Annotated in this window: 15 protein-coding genes; 9 read left to right on the top strand and 6 right to left on the bottom strand. The window is 70.7% G+C overall.

Annotated elements, in window-relative coordinates; translation table 11 throughout:
• Positions 1-14 precede the first annotated feature (14 nt).
• The 3 genes from ACH442_RS03605 to ACH442_RS03595 form a co-directional block, all read right to left on the bottom strand.
• Entirely contained in the window at positions 15-371 is a 357-nt protein-coding gene (locus ACH442_RS03605; RefSeq protein ID WP_396120969.1) for a DUF1720 domain-containing protein, read from the bottom strand.
• Between the two features lie 219 nt (positions 372-590).
• The gene (gene rpsT, locus ACH442_RS03600; protein WP_203753767.1) at positions 591-857 is read right to left on the bottom strand and encodes a 30S ribosomal protein S20; all 267 of its coding nucleotides are present in this window, start codon (positions 855-857) and stop codon (positions 591-593) included.
• 505 nt (positions 858-1,362) lie between these two features.
• Positions 1,363-2,367 carry a phosphotransferase family protein gene (locus tag ACH442_RS03595; protein ID WP_396120968.1) on the bottom strand — a complete coding sequence of 335 codons (1,005 nt, stop codon included), beginning with the start codon at positions 2,365-2,367 and terminating at the stop codon, positions 1,363-1,365.
• 61 nt (positions 2,368-2,428) lie between these two features.
• Here ACH442_RS03595 and ACH442_RS03590 point away from each other — a divergent pair, with 61 nt between their 5' ends.
• The 4 genes from ACH442_RS03590 to ACH442_RS03575 all read left to right on the top strand — a co-directional run bounded on the left by ACH442_RS03590 (position 2,429) and on the right by ACH442_RS03575 (position 6,393).
• Complete coding sequence (locus tag ACH442_RS03590; RefSeq protein WP_396120967.1) at positions 2,429-2,962, top strand: DUF4240 domain-containing protein; 534 nt, start codon at positions 2,429-2,431, stop codon at positions 2,960-2,962.
• A gap of 148 nt (positions 2,963-3,110) precedes the next feature.
• Positions 3,111-3,893, top strand: coding sequence for an MOSC domain-containing protein (locus ACH442_RS03585; RefSeq protein ID WP_396120966.1), 783 nt, complete (start codon positions 3,111-3,113; stop codon positions 3,891-3,893).
• Positions 3,894-4,155: 262 nt separating this feature from the next.
• Complete coding sequence (gene lepA, locus ACH442_RS03580; RefSeq protein WP_396120965.1) at positions 4,156-6,033, top strand: translation elongation factor 4; 1,878 nt, start codon at positions 4,156-4,158, stop codon at positions 6,031-6,033.
• Positions 6,034-6,117: 84 nt separating this feature from the next.
• Positions 6,118-6,393: a GlsB/YeaQ/YmgE family stress response membrane protein gene (locus ACH442_RS03575; RefSeq protein WP_396120964.1), complete on the top strand. Its 276-nt coding sequence runs from the start codon at positions 6,118-6,120 to the stop codon at positions 6,391-6,393.
• A gap of 156 nt (positions 6,394-6,549) precedes the next feature.
• Here the strand turns inward: ACH442_RS03575 and ACH442_RS03570 are convergent, their stop codons facing one another.
• The 3 genes from ACH442_RS03570 to ACH442_RS03560 all read right to left on the bottom strand — a co-directional run bounded on the left by ACH442_RS03570 (position 6,550) and on the right by ACH442_RS03560 (position 9,975).
• Positions 6,550-8,178 carry a PAS domain S-box protein gene (locus ACH442_RS03570; protein ID WP_396120963.1) on the bottom strand — a complete coding sequence of 543 codons (1,629 nt, stop codon included), beginning with the start codon at positions 8,176-8,178 and terminating at the stop codon, positions 6,550-6,552.
• Positions 8,179-8,294: 116 nt separating this feature from the next.
• Positions 8,295-9,152, bottom strand: coding sequence for a hypothetical protein (locus ACH442_RS03565; RefSeq protein ID WP_396120962.1), 858 nt, complete (start codon positions 9,150-9,152; stop codon positions 8,295-8,297).
• A 49-nt stretch (positions 9,153-9,201) separates the two neighbouring features.
• Entirely contained in the window at positions 9,202-9,975 is a 774-nt protein-coding gene (locus ACH442_RS03560; protein WP_396120961.1) for an enoyl-CoA hydratase-related protein, read from the bottom strand.
• A gap of 27 nt (positions 9,976-10,002) precedes the next feature.
• Here ACH442_RS03560 and hemW point away from each other — a divergent pair, with 27 nt between their 5' ends.
• The 5 genes from hemW (at position 10,003) to ACH442_RS03535 (ending at position 14,960) form a co-directional block, all read left to right on the top strand.
• Positions 10,003-11,205 carry a radical SAM family heme chaperone HemW gene (hemW, locus tag ACH442_RS03555; protein WP_396120960.1) on the top strand — a complete coding sequence of 401 codons (1,203 nt, stop codon included), beginning with the start codon at positions 10,003-10,005 and terminating at the stop codon, positions 11,203-11,205.
• Positions 11,206-11,320: 115 nt separating this feature from the next.
• Positions 11,321-12,343 (top strand): heat-inducible transcriptional repressor HrcA, encoded by a 1,023-nt coding sequence (gene hrcA, locus ACH442_RS03550; protein WP_396120959.1) that lies wholly within the window; start codon positions 11,321-11,323, stop codon positions 12,341-12,343.
• A gap of 34 nt (positions 12,344-12,377) precedes the next feature.
• Entirely contained in the window at positions 12,378-13,517 is a 1,140-nt protein-coding gene (gene dnaJ / locus ACH442_RS03545) for a molecular chaperone DnaJ (protein WP_396120958.1), read from the top strand.
• Between the two features lie 513 nt (positions 13,518-14,030).
• Positions 14,031-14,216: a hypothetical protein gene (locus tag ACH442_RS03540; protein ID WP_396120957.1), complete on the top strand. Its 186-nt coding sequence runs from the start codon at positions 14,031-14,033 to the stop codon at positions 14,214-14,216.
• A gap of 9 nt (positions 14,217-14,225) precedes the next feature.
• Entirely contained in the window at positions 14,226-14,960 is a 735-nt protein-coding gene (locus ACH442_RS03535; RefSeq protein WP_396120956.1) for a 16S rRNA (uracil(1498)-N(3))-methyltransferase, read from the top strand.
• Positions 14,961-14,997 lie beyond the last annotated feature (37 nt).

Here is a 14,997-nt window from a genome sequence, read left to right as displayed (position 1 = left end):
CATGGCGCTACATGTCAGTTTTCCGGGGTGCTTTTGTGACGAGCCTGCCGTGGGGCGGTTTCAGCGGGCCGAGGGCGCAGTTCTCGGTGGGCTGGGGGCGCGGTTCCGGTGGGCCGAGGGCGCAGTTCTCGGTGGGCTGAGGGCGCGGTTCCGGTGGGCCGAGGGCGCAGTTCTCGGTGGGCTGAGGGCGCGGTTCCGGTGGGCCGAGGGCGCAGTCTCGGTGGGCTGAGGGCGCGGTTCCGGTGGGCCGAGGGCGCAGTCTCGGTGGGCTGAGGCCGCGGCTCCGGCGGGGCTGGAGGCGCACGGTTCCGACCGGCCCGGTGGCGCGTGTTCAGCGGGCTGGGGCGTGGTCTCAGCGGACCGCGAAGCACGCGGTTTCACTGGCCGCAAGGCGCGTGGCCGGAGCACGTCGGTGAGGGCGCTCAGCGTTGAGTGGGCGCGGGCTCACGACGTACCGGGAAATGAAACGAACCGGGCACCGCGCGGACCTTGACAGTCCAGCGATGCCCGGTTTCGTTCGTTCTGCCCGCCCGCCGGCGGGCGGAACCGGCGGCCGCTTCCGTGCGGCCGCCGATCTGATCCGACGAGGATCAGGCGGACAGCGAGGCGATCTTCTTGGCGATGGCCGACTTACGGTTGGCCGCCTGGTTCTTGTGGATGACGCCCTTGCTGACAGCCTTGTCCAGCTGACGCGAGGCGTCACGCAGAAGAGTGGTCGCCGTCTCGGTGTTGCCGGCGTCGCTCGCCTCGTGAAGCTTGCGGATCACCGTCTTCAGCGACGACTTGACCGACTTGTTGCGCAGACGGGCCTTCTCGTTCTGCCGGTTGCGCTTGATCTGGGACTTGATGTTCGCCACGCGACAGCCTTGTCCTGACTAGTTCGGAAAAATGGTCTGAACGAGTGATTACCGCGCAGCCGTCCCCAACCCGGCGAGGCCGGTGCATGAAACAACAGCGTGTCATCACACGCGAGGATTCAGATTACCAGCACGTCCCCGAGCCGCCAAAACGGCTCCGTCCCCGCGCCTCTCCGGCAGCCCCCGCGCCCTGGTGCCCGGCTGGCGCCGAGGGGTGCATCCCGCCGCGGGAAGCACCGCTGGCAGCCGGCCGCGGCCGCCCGGCTGGCCCTGAGGGGTGTCTCGGGCGCGGGAAGCACCGCTGGCAGGCGGCCGCGGCCGCCCGGCTGGCCCTGAGGGGTGTCTCGGGCGCGGGAAGCACCGCTGGCGGCCGGCCGCGGCCGGTGGGCCGGCCCTGAGGGGCTTCCCGGGTCGGCAGGCGGCTCGGCTGATGGCTGGTGCCGAGGGTGGTTCCGGGCGCGCGGTGCGGATCGCGAAGTCCGAGGTGCGGGCGGCAGGACGGCGGTCAGCGGCGGAGCCAGCCGCGCTTTGCCGGCATTTCGGGCCAGCCGCGGCGTTCGGTGAGCCAGGCCAGCGCTTGGAGCCCGCTGAACCGCTGGTGCTGCCGGCTGTGCGGCGACGCGCTGCTCGGCCCGCCATCGGCACGGACCAGCCAATACCCGGACAGGGCAGCCAGCGCGCCGTCCACCCCGTCGTCCGGAGCGCCCCACGCGCGCAGCACCGCGTCGGTGTCCAGCCCGCTGGCATACGCGCTGACCAGCAACGTGACCGTGTCGAACCACGGCGCTCCCAGGCACGGCCAGGTCCAGTCGCAGAGCCAGGCGCGGCCGTCCTGGTCGAGCAGCACGTTGTCGAGCCGCAGGTCACCGTGCATCATCGCGTCGCCGGCGGCGAGGGCGGGCAGGGCGCGTTCGAGCGCGGCCAGCTCGGTGAGGCGGCTCGGGGCGAGCGTGTCACGGGCGGGTTCGGGCATCGGCGCGCGGCGCTTGGCGATCTGTGACCACCATGACATCTCGCCGCGGAGGATGTCGGGCAGCGCGGGCAGGCCGATCTCCAGCGCGCGCGGCGACGGGTAGGCGAGCGCGGTGGCCGCCGCCGACCAGGTGCGCAGCGTGGCGTCGAGATCGGCCTGGGTCCAGGGGAGTGCCGGGACCCGTCCGTCGATCGTCTTCAGCGCCAGCACGAACCAGCCAGAATCGGTCAGCGTCCAGAGCGGCCGGGCCGCGGTCACCTCCGGCGGCAGGGTCGCGGTGACGGCCGCCTCCCGCGCGTACCACTGGGAGGCCGGGTCGCTCAGCGGCGCCGCCTTGACGAACGCGCTGGTCCCCGCCTCGGTTTCGAGGACGGCGGCGAAGGCCCGGGTGAAACCGCCGCCGGCGCTGCGCGCGGCGGAGACCGCGGAGCCGAGACGCGCGGTGATCACTTTGCGCACGCTTTCCGGCAGATCAGACCAATCCGGGCGTACGGCGGTGGAGTCGTACGGGACCTCGGGAAGGGTGATCGGCCGCATGTCCCCATCCTGCCGTGACCGCCTCCGCAGAACTGTCGTAGGTCACTGGCAGGATCGCGGCATGCGAACCGACGATTTCTGGGCGGTCATCGACCGTGCGACCGCGTCGAAGCCGGCGTCCCCGGCCGAGGTGGCCGAGCGTGCCGTCGCCGAGCTGGTCACGTGCGATCCGGAGGAGATCGTCGCCTGGGGCCGTCACCTGGACAGGGTGATGGCCGCCTCCGGGACGGAAGATCTCTGGGCCGCGGCCTATCTGATCAACAGCGGGGCCGACGAGGCCGGCTTCGACGCGTTCCGGGGCTGGCTCATCGCACACGGCCGGAAAGCGGTGGCCGCCGCGGTCCAGTCGCCCGACGTGCTGGCCAACGTGCTGGTGATCAAGGCAGCGGCGGACACCGGCGCCGTCTTCGAGGCCGAGGAGGTGCTCGGCATCGCGGCCCGGGCCTATGAGCAGGCCACCGGTCAGCCGCTGCCCGCCGGTGAGACCGCCCGCACCCGGCCCGCGGTCGACGAGTTGTGGGACTTCGACAACGAGGACGAGATGCGTCGCCGTCTGCCGAAACTGTCCGCGCTGTTCCTCGAGCCGCCGGATTGACCGACCGGCCCGGGCGAGGGCTGAGCTGGGCGGGGGTCGAGTTGGCGAGGGCCCGGGCGTTCGGTGAGCTGAGCTCGGCGGCGTCGCAACGTTCGGGAGGTGGGAAACCGGGTCGAGACGGGAGGCGGTGGTTGGCGAGACTCGGGGCATGAGTGGTGATGCGGGAACTGTGGCTGCGGTCAGCCGGAATGACGCCTACACGTTCACCAAGCCGAGCCGGGCCGAGATCGTCCTGGTCGCGGGCCTGGGCGTGGAGGGCGACATCCACGCCGGGGTGAGGGTGCGGCACCGGGCCCGGGTGCGGGCCGACCCGAGTCAGCCGAACCTGCGGCAGGTACACCTGATCCAGGCCGAGCTCTTCGACGAGGTGGCCGGGAAGGGGTTCGAGGTGGCCGCCGGTGGCCTCGGCGAGAACGTGACGACCCGCGGCCTCGACCTGCTCGCCCTGCCGCGTGGCACGGTCCTGCGCTTCGGCCCGGCACCAACGCCCGGCAGCACGCCGTCCGGAACCGAGCCCGTGGCGGTGACCGAGCCCGTGGCGGTGACCGGATCCGAGGCGGTGACCGAGACCGTGACCGAGCCCGAGCAGCATCCGGTGCGGGCTGTGCTCGCCGCGGCGGCTGCGACGACGCTGGACGAGCCCACGGCTCGGGCGGCCGCCGCCGTGGCTGAGGCAGTGGAGCGCGACGCCGGCCGCGGCGCCGATCCCCGGGCGGCGGTGGTGATCGCCGGGCTGCGGAATCCGTGCGCGCAGATCAACAAGTTCCGGCCGGGCCTGCTGAAGGAGGTCCTCGGCCAGGACGAGGCCGGCAACGTGGTCCGCCGGGCCGGGGTGATGGGCGTCGTGCTGCGGGGTGGCGCGATTCGTCCCGGGGATCCGGTCTCGGTGGAGCTGCCGCCGGGTCTGCCCGGGCCGCTCGAACGGGTGTGATCAGACCTGCCCGGCCGGGCGTGGGACGATAGGAAGCGCCGGCGTGTCAGCCGGCCACCTCGATCCGGAGCACCGGCCCCTCAGCCGGCGATCCGGAACCGGAGGGCCGGCCTGAGGCCGGTGCTCCGGAACGGAGGGCCAGCCCGAGGCCGGCGATCCGGAACCGGAGGACCGGCCTGAGGCCGGCGATCCGGAGCGGAGGACCAGCCCGGGACCGGTGCTCCGGGTGCCTGATGAGACAGCCCGAGAAGAACGGACGACCGTGCCTGGACCGCTCGACCCCGGCGTGAACGTGATCGGATCGACCGATCCCAGCCGCATCCGCAACTTCTGCATCATCGCCCACATCGACCACGGCAAGTCGACGCTGGCCGACCGGATGCTGCAGATCACCGGGGTGGTCGACCCGCGTCAGATGCGCGCGCAGTACCTGGACCGGATGGACATCGAGCGTGAGCGCGGCATCACCATCAAGTCGCAGGCCGTGCGCATGCCCTGGACCGTCCGCGAGGGCGACAACCAGGGCGACACCGCCGTCCTCAACATGATCGACACCCCGGGCCACGTCGACTTCACCTATGAGGTCTCCCGCAGCCTGGCCGCCTGTGAGGGCGCGGTTCTGCTGGTCGACGCCGCGCAGGGGATCGAGGCGCAGACCCTCGCCAACCTGTATCTGGCGATGGAGAACGACCTGCACATCATCCCGGTGCTCAACAAGATCGACCTGCCGGCCGCCCAGCCCGAGAAGTATGCCGAGGAGCTGGCCAAGCTGATCGGTGTCGAGCCGACCGACGTGCTGCGGGTCTCCGGCAAGACCGGGGTGGGTGTGGATCACCTGCTGGACGAGATCGTGCGGCAGTTCAAGCCGCCGGTCGGCGACCCGGACGGCCCGGCCCGCGCGATGATCTTCGACTCGGTCTACGACGTGTATCGCGGCGTGGTCACGTACGTCCGGGTGATCGACGGTCGGATCCAGGCCCGCGACAAGATCAAGATGATGTCCACCGGCGCCGTGCACGAGCTGCTGGAGCTGGGCGTCGCCTCGCCGGAGATGGAGAAGGCCGGCGCGCTCGGCGTCGGCGAGGTGGGCTACCTGATCACCGGCGTGAAGGACGTGCGCCAGTCGAAGGTCGGCGACACCGTCACCGGCAACAATCGACCGGCCAAGAACGCGCTGGGCGGCTACAAGGACCCGAAGCCGATGGTCTACTCGGGTCTGTACCCGATCGACGGCTCGGACTACCCGGCGCTGCGGGACGCGCTGGACAAGCTGAAGCTCAACGACGCCGCTCTGACCTACGAGCCGGAGACGTCGGCCGCGCTGGGCTTCGGTTTCCGCGTCGGCTACCTGGGCCTGCTGCACCTGGAGATCATCGGGGAGCGCCTGGAGCGCGAGTTCGGCCTGGATCTGATCTCCACCGCGCCGAACGTGGTCTACCAGGTGGTCACCGAGGACGGGAAGGAGCAGACGGTCACCAACCCGAGCGAGTTCCCGGCCGGCAAGATCGCCGAGATCCATGAGCCTGTGGTGCGCGCCACAGTTCTGGTGCCGAACGACTACGTCGGTGCCGTCATGGAGCTCTGCCAGAGCCGCCGCGGCAGCCTGCTCGGCATGGAGTACCTGTCCTCCGAGCGGGTGGAGTTGCGGTACACGCTGCCCCTCGCCGAGATCATCTTCGACTTCTTCGACCAGTTGAAGAGCAAGACCAAGGGATACGCCTCGCTGGACTACGAGCCCTCCGGTGAGCAGGTGGCTGACCTGGTCAAGGTCGACATCCTGCTGCACGGCGAGCCGGTGGACGCGTTCAGCGCGATCGTGCACAAGGACAACGCCTACTCGTACGGCACGAACATCGCCGCCAAGCTGCAGAAACTCATCCCGCGGCAGCAGTTCGAGGTGCCGATCCAGGCGGCCATCGGCTCCCGGATCATCGCCCGCGAGACGATCCGCGCGATCCGCAAGGACGTGCTCGCGAAGTGCTACGGCGGTGACATCAGCCGCAAGCGCAAGCTGCTCGAGAAGCAGAAAGAGGGCAAGAAGCGGATGAAGATGGTGGGCCGCGTGGAGGTGCCTCAGGAGGCCTTCATCGCCGCGCTCTCCACCAACGAGGCGGCCGATCCGAAAGCCGCCAAAAAATAGGGCGGTTTGATTTCTCGAGGGGTCGGGAACTCTGTTGCTCGACGGACGCAACCGAACAAGTACCGCCCCCGAGGAGGACCTTCCATGACTGTCACCGGCATCATCACCGCCCTTATCGTCGGTCTGATCATCGGTGCGCTGGGTCGCCTGGTCGTACCCGGCAAGCAGAACATCCCGATCTGGCTGACCATGGTCATCGGTGTCGTCGCCGCGCTGCTGGGCACCGTTCTGGCCCGGGCGTTCGGTGTCGCTGACACCAACGGCTTCGACTGGATCGAGTTCTTCTTCCAGGTCGTTCTGGCCGCCATCGGTGTCGCCCTGACCGTCGGTGTCGCCGGCCGTCGTGGCCTGACCCGATAAGGCACCGAGAAACACGCGGAAGCGCCTGGCCTCCCCCGAGGCCGGGCGCTTCTTCATGTCACGAAGACCATTTCCCGCGTACGAGGGAAATGGTCTTCGCCGTTCCCGGAGATGCCACCGGGTGCGCGTGGCGAGGTGGCGTGGTGGCGAACCGCACTAATAGCGGAAGCGTTGCTGGGCGCTGCGGCGGTTCACCCAGGCCGGCATCTCGGCCGGGTGCTCGGTGTACGGGTGCAGCTCGGCCGGATCGTGGTTGCGGGTGATGTCGCGCATGGTCACGACGAGCCCTTGCACCAGACGGTCTTCGCGCAGGTCCCGGTAGGTGAGTTCGACCAGCACCTGGCTCTGGTCGGCGCGCTGCAGAGCGCAGTGCACGGTGCCGTCGCCATGGGAGCGCAGCGCGTTGCGGACCCGGGCCCGGTCGTCCGGGTGGACCAGTTCGTCGAGGGTGGCGAGCGGCGGCAGTTCGGTCTGGCCGAGCGCGTCGCGCAGCGCCGGGCTGGAGTAGCGGATCCGCTGATCGGCGTCGATCACCGCCATCAGCTCGGCTGTGTTATGAATCACAGCTCGTAGGTACAGGTCGCTGTCCCGGCGGCCGACCGCCTCGACCAGCGTGATCCGGTCCAGCGCGAGCGCGGCCTGACCGGCCAGCACCTCCAGCGCGTCGTGCCCGGCAACGAGATCTTCCCGGCGACCGGTGATGATCAGCGCACCGCCGCTGGGGCGGGCCACGTCGAGCGGCTCCAGGCGCAGCGGGCAGACCAGCGTCCGGTCGTCCGGATCGGCGGCGCTCAGCCACCAGCTGCGGGCCGTCGGACCGGCCGGGGCCGGCGGAGACTCGGCCGGGGACAGCTCGTCGGCGAGCGAGACCCGGCGCACCGAGGCCGGCGGCAGCAGCCGGGTGACGGCCGCCCGCACCGCGGCGTCGACGGCCGGCCGGTCGGCGGTCGCGACCAGCGCCGCGGTGGCGGCCCGCAGGCCCTGCTCGCGGCTCAGGGCCTGGCTGTGCTGACGAATCGCGTCGCCGAGCCGGGTGATGGTGAGCAGCAGCGTGACCGCGCCGGTGATGGCGATCACCACGCCGTCCTGGACGTCGCCGCGCAGCGCCTCGATCAGCAACACCGTGGGCGGGGTGCAGGCGGCCAGCGCGAGCAGCAGCGACCACCGGAACTTCCAGGGGCTGGGCCGGCCCGGCGCCGGTTCGGTCAGCCGGACCATCGACGGGTGCAGCGCGGACAGGCCCCAGCAGACGTAGAGCACCACGAACGCGGACTCGGTCAGCCCGTTGGTGATCACCGGATAGACCGTGTCGCCGATCAGCATCCCGGCCGCACCGGTCAGCAGCAGCCAGGCCGCGACGTTGCGCCGGTCGGCCGCGACCAGCCGGCCGGCCACCGCGACCAGCAGCAGGTCGCCGATCACGTCGGTGGCCGAGACGGTGTGCAGCCGGTCCGACCCGATCACGAAGACCCAGACCACGAGCAGCGTCGTGCACCCGGCGGCCAGCAGGTCGATCAGCCGCGCCCGGTCGCCCAGCAACGCGCCGCCGCGGGTGAACTGCAGCAGGCACAGCGCGGTGAGGCCGAACATCAGCAGGTAGAAGATGTCGGCCAGACCCATCACCCGGTACGAGTAACAGACGTCGCCTGCGCAGAGGGCAGCCAGGGACGCGGCGAGCAGCCACCACGGCGCCTTACGCGCCGGTCGATGACGGCGCACACCGAAGATGATCGCGCCGACGCCCCCCGCTCCCAGCAGGATCCATTCGAGCGCTCCCCAGAACACGCCCTACTTAGTACCAGGGTGGTTGCTGACTGTCCATGTCGATGTATACGCAGCGCAATGTCGGCTCCCGGTGGGGTGAATTACCGAAAGTCACCGATAGTTGCGGAACGTAGGGGTCAGTTGAAGACTTCGGCGACGACCCGGCGGTTGTCCGGAGCGCCCGGCGTGGTTACTTGCTGCCACTTCCCGTCCGGGGCGTGCCACTCCAGGTCGCCGAAACGTACCCGTTCGAGGCCGGTGGCCGAAGCGTGCGAGACGAGCCAGTGCGCGTACCGCCAGCCGGAGCTGGTGTTGCTGACCGCCAGCGTCAGCCCGGCCGCCTGCTCACTCGCGAAGTCCAGCTTCTTGCCCCAGTCCAGCTTGAGCCCGGCCATCAGGGCGGCCGCCGCGGCCGTGCCCCGCAGCGCCGGATCACCGGTGACCCGGCAGGCGACCGCGCCGGTGGCGTTGCCGACCAGTGCCTCGGCCAGCACCTTCGCCTCGTCGGCCCACTTCTCGTAAGCGTTCGGGTAGGCCGAGCGCTGCACCTTCTGCGCCGCGTCGGTGACCCGCATCTTGTCCCAGCCCTTGACCTTCTTGAGGGCGGTGTAGAACTTGCCGGCCGCGTACCGCGGGTCCTTGATCTGCTCGACCGTGCCCCAGCCCTTGCTCGGACGCTGCTGGAACAGGCCGACCGAGTCGCGGTCGCCACCGTCCAGGTTCTCCAGCTTGGACTCCTGCAGGGCGGTGGCGAGCGCGACGACCACGGCCTGCTCGGGCATCTCCTTGCGCACGCCGACCGCGGCGATCGTCGCCGCGTTGGCCATCTGGGCCAGGTCGAGGGTGACCTCGCCCTCGGGACCGACCGTGCACTCCGGCCCGAGCACCGGCAGGGTGATCGAGCCGGGGTCACGGTGCAGGACGACGATCACGCTGACCACGGCGATGAGGACGAGCGAGACGAGCACACCGACCGCTGTCTTCAAGCGCCGCACTCCCTTCGAGACCGAAAGCCAAGCCTAGACACCCCACGCATCTAGATCGTCATGACTGTTCCGGCACCCAGTCGGGGTCGCGCTTCTCCTGACGTGCGGAAACACCCTCGCGGCCCTCCGGCGAGGTGAAATATCCCGCGGAAAGGTCACTCAGTTCCGCCAGCTCGGCCCGGATCGAGGCGGAGCGCGTACGCCGCAGCAGTCGCTTCGTGCCGGCCAGCGCGAGCGGGCCACCGCGGATCAGCGACGCGCAGTAGCCGGCCACCGCCGCGTCCAGTTCCTCGTCCGGCACCGCGGCGGTGACCAGGCCGATCTCGGCGGCCCGGCGCCCGTCGAAGACGTCGCCGGTCAGGTAGAGCTCGGCCGCGGGACGCGGCGCCAGCCGGGGGAGCACGGTGGCGCTGATCACGGCGGGGATCACCCCGAGCCGGACCTCGGTGAACGCGAACGTGGCCGACCGGGTGCAGACCGCGAGGTCGGCCGCGCCGATCAGCCCCAGGCCACCGGCGCGGGCCGGCCCGCCGACCCGGACGATCACCGGCTTCGGGAAGTCCCAGATCGCGGCGAGCAGATCGGCCATCAGCTCGACCGGCAGCCGCTCGCCCGGCCTGGTGGCGGCGGTCTCCTTCAGGTCGGCGCCGGAGCAGAAGACCGGGCCGGTGTGGGAGAGCACCACCACCCGGGTCTCCGGGGCGTCGGCCGCGGCGGCCAGCGCGGCCAGCAGTTCGGTGATCAGGGCGCGGGACAGGGCGTTGCGGTTCGACGGGCTGTCCAGCGTGAGGGTGGTCACCCCGGCGTCGGTGACGGTACGGACCAGATTCATGCCGGAACCCTAAGGCAGACTTGAGAGATGGCCGGCGCACTCCCCGATGGCGAACCCGTACCCGCGGACGGGTCCCTACCCGACGACGCGATCCGTGACGTGGGGGCGAACGGCTTCGCCGTCTACGTCCACGTGCCGTTCTGCGCGAGCCGCTGCGGATATTGCGACTTCAACACGTACACCGCCGCCGAGCTGGGCGGTGGCGCGAGCCGCGACGAGTATGCGGACACGTTGCTGCGCGAGTTGGACCTGGCCGCCAAGGTGATCCAGCCACGGCGGGTGGACACGGTGTTCATCGGCGGCGGGACACCGACCCTGCTCAGCCCCGGTGACCTCGGCAAGATCATCGAAGGGATCGACCGGACCTGGGGGCTGGCGGCGGATGCCGAGGTCACGACGGAGGCCAATCCGGAGTCGGTGGATCTGCCGGCTCTGAAGGCGCTCAGGGCGGCCGGTCTGACGCGCATCTCGCTCGGCATGCAGTCGTCCTCCGAGCACGTCCTGCGCGTCCTCGACCGCAAGCACACCGCCGGCCGCGCACCCCAGGCCGCGCTGGAGGCCCGTGAAGCCGGGTTCGAGCACGTCAACCTCGATCTGATCTACGGCACGCCGGGCGAGACGGCGGAGGACTTCGACCGTTCCCTGCAGACCGTGGTCGACGCCGGGGTGGACCACGTCAGTGCGTACGCGCTGATCGTCGAGGACGGCACCCGGATGGCCGTGCGGATGCGCCGCGGCGAACTGCCCTACCCCTCCGACGACGTGGCCGCCGACCGCTATCTGGCCGCCGAGGAGAAACTGACCGGAGCCGGCTTCCGGTGGTACGAGGTGTCGAACTGGGCGAAGCCGGGCGGTGAGTGCCGGCACAACCTGCTCTACTGGACCGGCGCTGACTGGTGGGGCCTCGGGCCGGGCGCGCACAGCCACGTGGGCGGGGTGCGGTGGTGGAATGTGAAGCATCCGACGGCGTACGCGAATCGCCTGAATGATTTTGTCTCTCCCGGTCATGGCCGGGAACTGCTGACCGCGGAGGATCGGCACGTCGAGGACGTGATGTTGCGCGTCCGGCTGCGCGAGGGCATCGGCCTGGACCGGGTCGACGGGCCGGCGGCGGCCCAGGCGCTGGCCGACGGCCTGCTGGAACAGGGTGCCTACGACGACGGCCGGCTCGTTCTGACCTTGCGGGGGCGATTGCTGGCCGACGCGGTCATCCGCGATGTGCTGGCCTGAACTTTTTTCGGTTCGACCATCCGTCCTTTCGATCATCGCGCTGCAGCCAGTGGCGACGTAGACTGGCACTCTGTCCGCAGGAGTGCCAGGGGCTGCGATCCGGGGGAGGGGTCAGATGAGTCTGGATGACCGCAAGCTCGAGGTTCTGCGGGCCATCGTCGAGGACTACGTGAAGACGCACGAGCCCGTGGGCTCGAAGGCGCTGGTCGAGCGCCATCAGCTGGGTGTGTCGCCGGCCACGGTTCGCAACGACATGGCCGTGCTGGAGGAGGAGGGCTACATCCGGCAGCCGCACACCAGTGCCGGCCGGGTGCCCACCGACGCCGGTTATCGGCTGTTCGTCGACCGTCTGACCAGGATCAAGCCGCTCAGCCCGGCCGAGCGCCGGGCGATCGAGCGCTTCATGGTCGGCGTCGTCGACCTCGACGATGTGGTGCATCGCACGGTCCGCCTGCTCGCCACCCTGACCCGCCAGGTCGCGGTGGTGCAGTATCCGAGCCTGTCGCGGTCCGCGGTCCGCCACCTGGAACTGGTGCCGATCTCCACCACCCGGCTGATGCTCGTCATGATCACCGACACCGGTCGCGTCGAGCAGCGCCTGGTCGAGATGCCGGCCCCGGTCCCGGAAGGCGACGTGTGGGATCTGCGGCGCCGCGTCAACGAGAAGTTGGCCGGTCAGAAGCTTGTGGATGCCCCACCCCTGGTGGAGAAACTCGTCGAGGAGTGCGCCCCCGAGCGCCGCGGCGACATGGTCTGCCTCGCCACCGTGCTGCTGGAGACTCTGGTCGAGCGGAGTGAGGAGCGCCTCGCACTCGCCGGGACCGCCAACCTGACCCGCGGCGGTGTGCTGGACTTTCAGGGCACGCTACGTCCCGTTCTCGAAGCGCTGGAGGAGGAGGTCATCCTGCTCAAGCTGATCGGTGATCTCGAGCCCAGCACCACCCGGGTCCGGATCGGCGACGAGAACGAGATCGACAACCTCCGCTCGGCGTCCGTGGTCAGCACCGGTTACGGACCGGGGGCCACGATCGTTGGTGGGCTCGGCGTGCTGGGGCCGACCCGGATGGACTACCCCGGCACCATCGCTACGGTTCGTGCAGTGGCACGCTACGTTGGCGACCTGTTGGCACAGAATTGACGGATCCGCGCAGACATTGAGGACTCCAAACCCCGTGGCCAAGGACTACTACGGAATTCTCGGCGTGAGCCGGGAAGCCACCGATGACGAGATCAAGCGCGCCTACCGCAAACTGGCTCGGCAGTACCATCCGGACGTCAACCCCGATCCGGAGGCGCACGAGAAGTTCAAGGACATCAACGCGGCGTACGAGGTCCTGTCCGACGACCAGAAGCGGCAGATCGTCGACCTGGGCGGTGACCCGCTCGCGCCCGGCGGCGGCGCGCCCGGTGGCGGTCCCGGCGGCGCCGGCCCGTTCGTCGGCTTCCAGGACATCATGGACGCGTTCTTCGGCACGGCGGCCGGCGGCGGCAGCCGTGGCCCGCGCCCGCGCACCCGTCCCGGCGCCGACGCCATCCTGCGGCTCGAGCTCGACCTGGTGGAGACCGCGTTCGGCGTCGAGGCGCCGATCACCGTCGACACCGCGGTGCTCTGCACCCAGTGTTCCGGCGCCGGCACCGCGCCCGGCACCCACCTGGCCACCTGCGAGGTCTGCGGTGGCCGCGGCGAGGTGCAGTCGGTGCAGCGCACGTTCCTCGGCCAGGTCGTCTCGTCGCGCCCGTGCCAGAACTGCCAGGGCCACGGCACGACCATCCCGAGCCCGTGCCCGACCTGCGCCGGCGACGGCCGGATCCGCACCCGCCGATCACTGACGGTCAAGATCCCGGCCGGTGTCGAGGACGGCATGCGCATCCGCCTGGCCCAGCAGGGCGAGGTCGGCCCGGGCGGCGGCACCGCCGGCGACCTCTACGTGGAGATCCACGAGCGGCCGCACGACGTCTACTCCCGCAAGGGCGACGATCTCCACTGCCGGGTCACGCTGCCGATGACAGCCGCCGCGCTCGGCACCCGGATGACCATCAAGACGCTCGACGGCGAGGAGAACATCGAGGTCAAGCCGGGTACACAACCGGCCTCGACGCTCCGCATCCGGGGCAAGGGCGTGCCCCACCTGCGCGGTCAGGGCCGCGGTGACCTCTTCGTCCACCTGGACGTGAAGACGCCGACCAAGCTCACCGCGGACCAGGAGCGGATGCTGCGCGACTTCGCCAAGACGCGCGGGGAGGACGTGGCTGAGCTGAGCAAGCAGGGCGGCTTCTTCTCCCGGATGCGGGACGCGTTCAACGGGCACTGATCTTCTTCGGTCAGAGGGCGGCGGGTTTCTCGCCGCCCTCTTGCTTCCGCTGACCGACATTCGCGATCAAATTCTTGAGGTCCTGTCTCCGCTGTGGTCCGGATCGTCGCTCCCGCGGGGACCCCTGCGGGCTTCGCAGGGCCGTGGCCGGCCCTGAACGCGAAGCCCTCCGGGGCGATCTCCGTGGGCGGTTCCGGAAACCCGTGATCAGGTCTTCGGCCAGCGCCCGCGAGCCGCCGTCAGGATGGCTTCGTTGTTGCGGACGGCCTGCTCGCCGCGGCCCGGGCGCCTCGTGCGGCCGGGCCGCTCGCCTGGATCGTCGAGAAATTCCAGGAGTGGACCGACCCGGCGGCAGCCCGGCCCGAGGATGCGGCCGGGCTCGACCTGCTGCTCACCAACGCCAGTCTGTACTGGTTCACCGGCACGGCCGGGTCCTCCGTCAACACCTACCGGGAGTCCGCCCACGACCCGGCGGCCTGGGCGCCGACGGAGAAGTCGACGGTTCCGCCCGGGGTGGCGCTGGGTGTCACGGACATCACCGTGCGGCGGTTCGCCGAGCGGGAGGCGCCGGTCACCCACTGGACGGAGCTGCCGGCCGGCGGCAACTTCCTCCCCGCCGAGCAGCCCGAACTCTTCGCGGACGACGTCACGGCCTTCTCCCGCCCCGGACCGGAATCCGGGTCCGGGGGCTCGCGGTAGCGTTCAGGGGTGTCAGCGCCGCTGTTTCTGGTCGAGAGCCTGCCTGCCGGGTCGACGTTCACGCTGGACGGGCCGGAGGGGCATCACGCCGCCACCGTCCAGCGGCTGCGGGCCGGGGAGGTGCTGATCCTCGCGGACGGGCGGGGCGGCACCGCGCACGGCGAGGTCGTGGCGGTCGGCAAGGGCAGTGTGGAGATCGCGCTCGCCGAGCGCGGCCACGAGCCGGCGGCGGACCCGCGGCTGGTCGTGGTCCAGGGCATCCCCAAGGGCGACCGGGGAGAGCTGGCCGTGCAGGCGATGACCGAGACCGGCGTGGAAGAGATCGTGCCGTGGGCCGCGTCGCGGTCGGTGACCCAGTGGCGGGGCGATCGGGGGTTCAAGGCCCGCGACAAGTGGGCGGCGACCGCCCGGGAGGCCGCGAAACAGGCCCGTCGGCCGTGGCTGCCGCAGGTGACCGGCGAGCCGGACTGCTCGACCAAGCAGGTCGCCGCCCGGCTCACCGAGGCGTCCGCCGCGTTCGTGCTGCACGAGGAGGCCACCGAGCGCCTGACCACCGTCGAACTGCCCGGCGCCGGTGAGATCGTGCTGGTCGTCGGCCCGGAAGGCGGCATCGGCGACGCCGAGGTGGCGGCATTCCGGGAGGCCGGGGCGATCCCGGTCCGGCTCGGCCGCGCCGTCCTGCGCACCTCGACCGCCGGAGTGGCAGCCCTGTCGGTCCTCTCGGCCCGCCTCGACCGCTGGTAGCGACCCCGGCCGGGATGGCCGGGGCCGCTGCGTGGCC

This window comes from Actinoplanes sp. NPDC020271 (genome assembly GCF_044388125.1).
In the GTDB taxonomy this organism is placed as follows: Bacteria; Actinomycetota; Actinomycetes; order Mycobacteriales; family Micromonosporaceae; genus Actinoplanes.
Note: the sequence above shows the minus strand (reverse complement) of the source record. Positions and strands in the feature narration are given on the sequence as shown.

Excerpts from the sequence above, each read along its gene's own strand:
- ACH442_RS03595 (WP_396120968.1), bottom strand. The coding sequence starts at position 2,367 with ATGCGGCCGATCACCCTTCCCGAGGTCCCGTACGACTCCACCGCCGTA.
- ACH442_RS03590 (WP_396120967.1), top strand. The coding sequence starts at position 2,429 with ATGCGAACCGACGATTTCTGGGCGGTCATCGACCGTGCGACCGCGTCG.
- ACH442_RS03585 (WP_396120966.1), top strand. The coding sequence starts at position 3,111 with ATGAGTGGTGATGCGGGAACTGTGGCTGCGGTCAGCCGGAATGACGCC.
- ACH442_RS03575 (WP_396120964.1), top strand. The coding sequence starts at position 6,118 with ATGACTGTCACCGGCATCATCACCGCCCTTATCGTCGGTCTGATCATC.
- ACH442_RS03560 (WP_396120961.1), bottom strand. The coding sequence starts at position 9,975 with ATGAATCTGGTCCGTACCGTCACCGACGCCGGGGTGACCACCCTCACG.
- hemW (WP_396120960.1), top strand. The coding sequence starts at position 10,003 with ATGGCCGGCGCACTCCCCGATGGCGAACCCGTACCCGCGGACGGGTCC.
- hrcA (WP_396120959.1), top strand. The coding sequence starts at position 11,321 with ATGAGTCTGGATGACCGCAAGCTCGAGGTTCTGCGGGCCATCGTCGAG.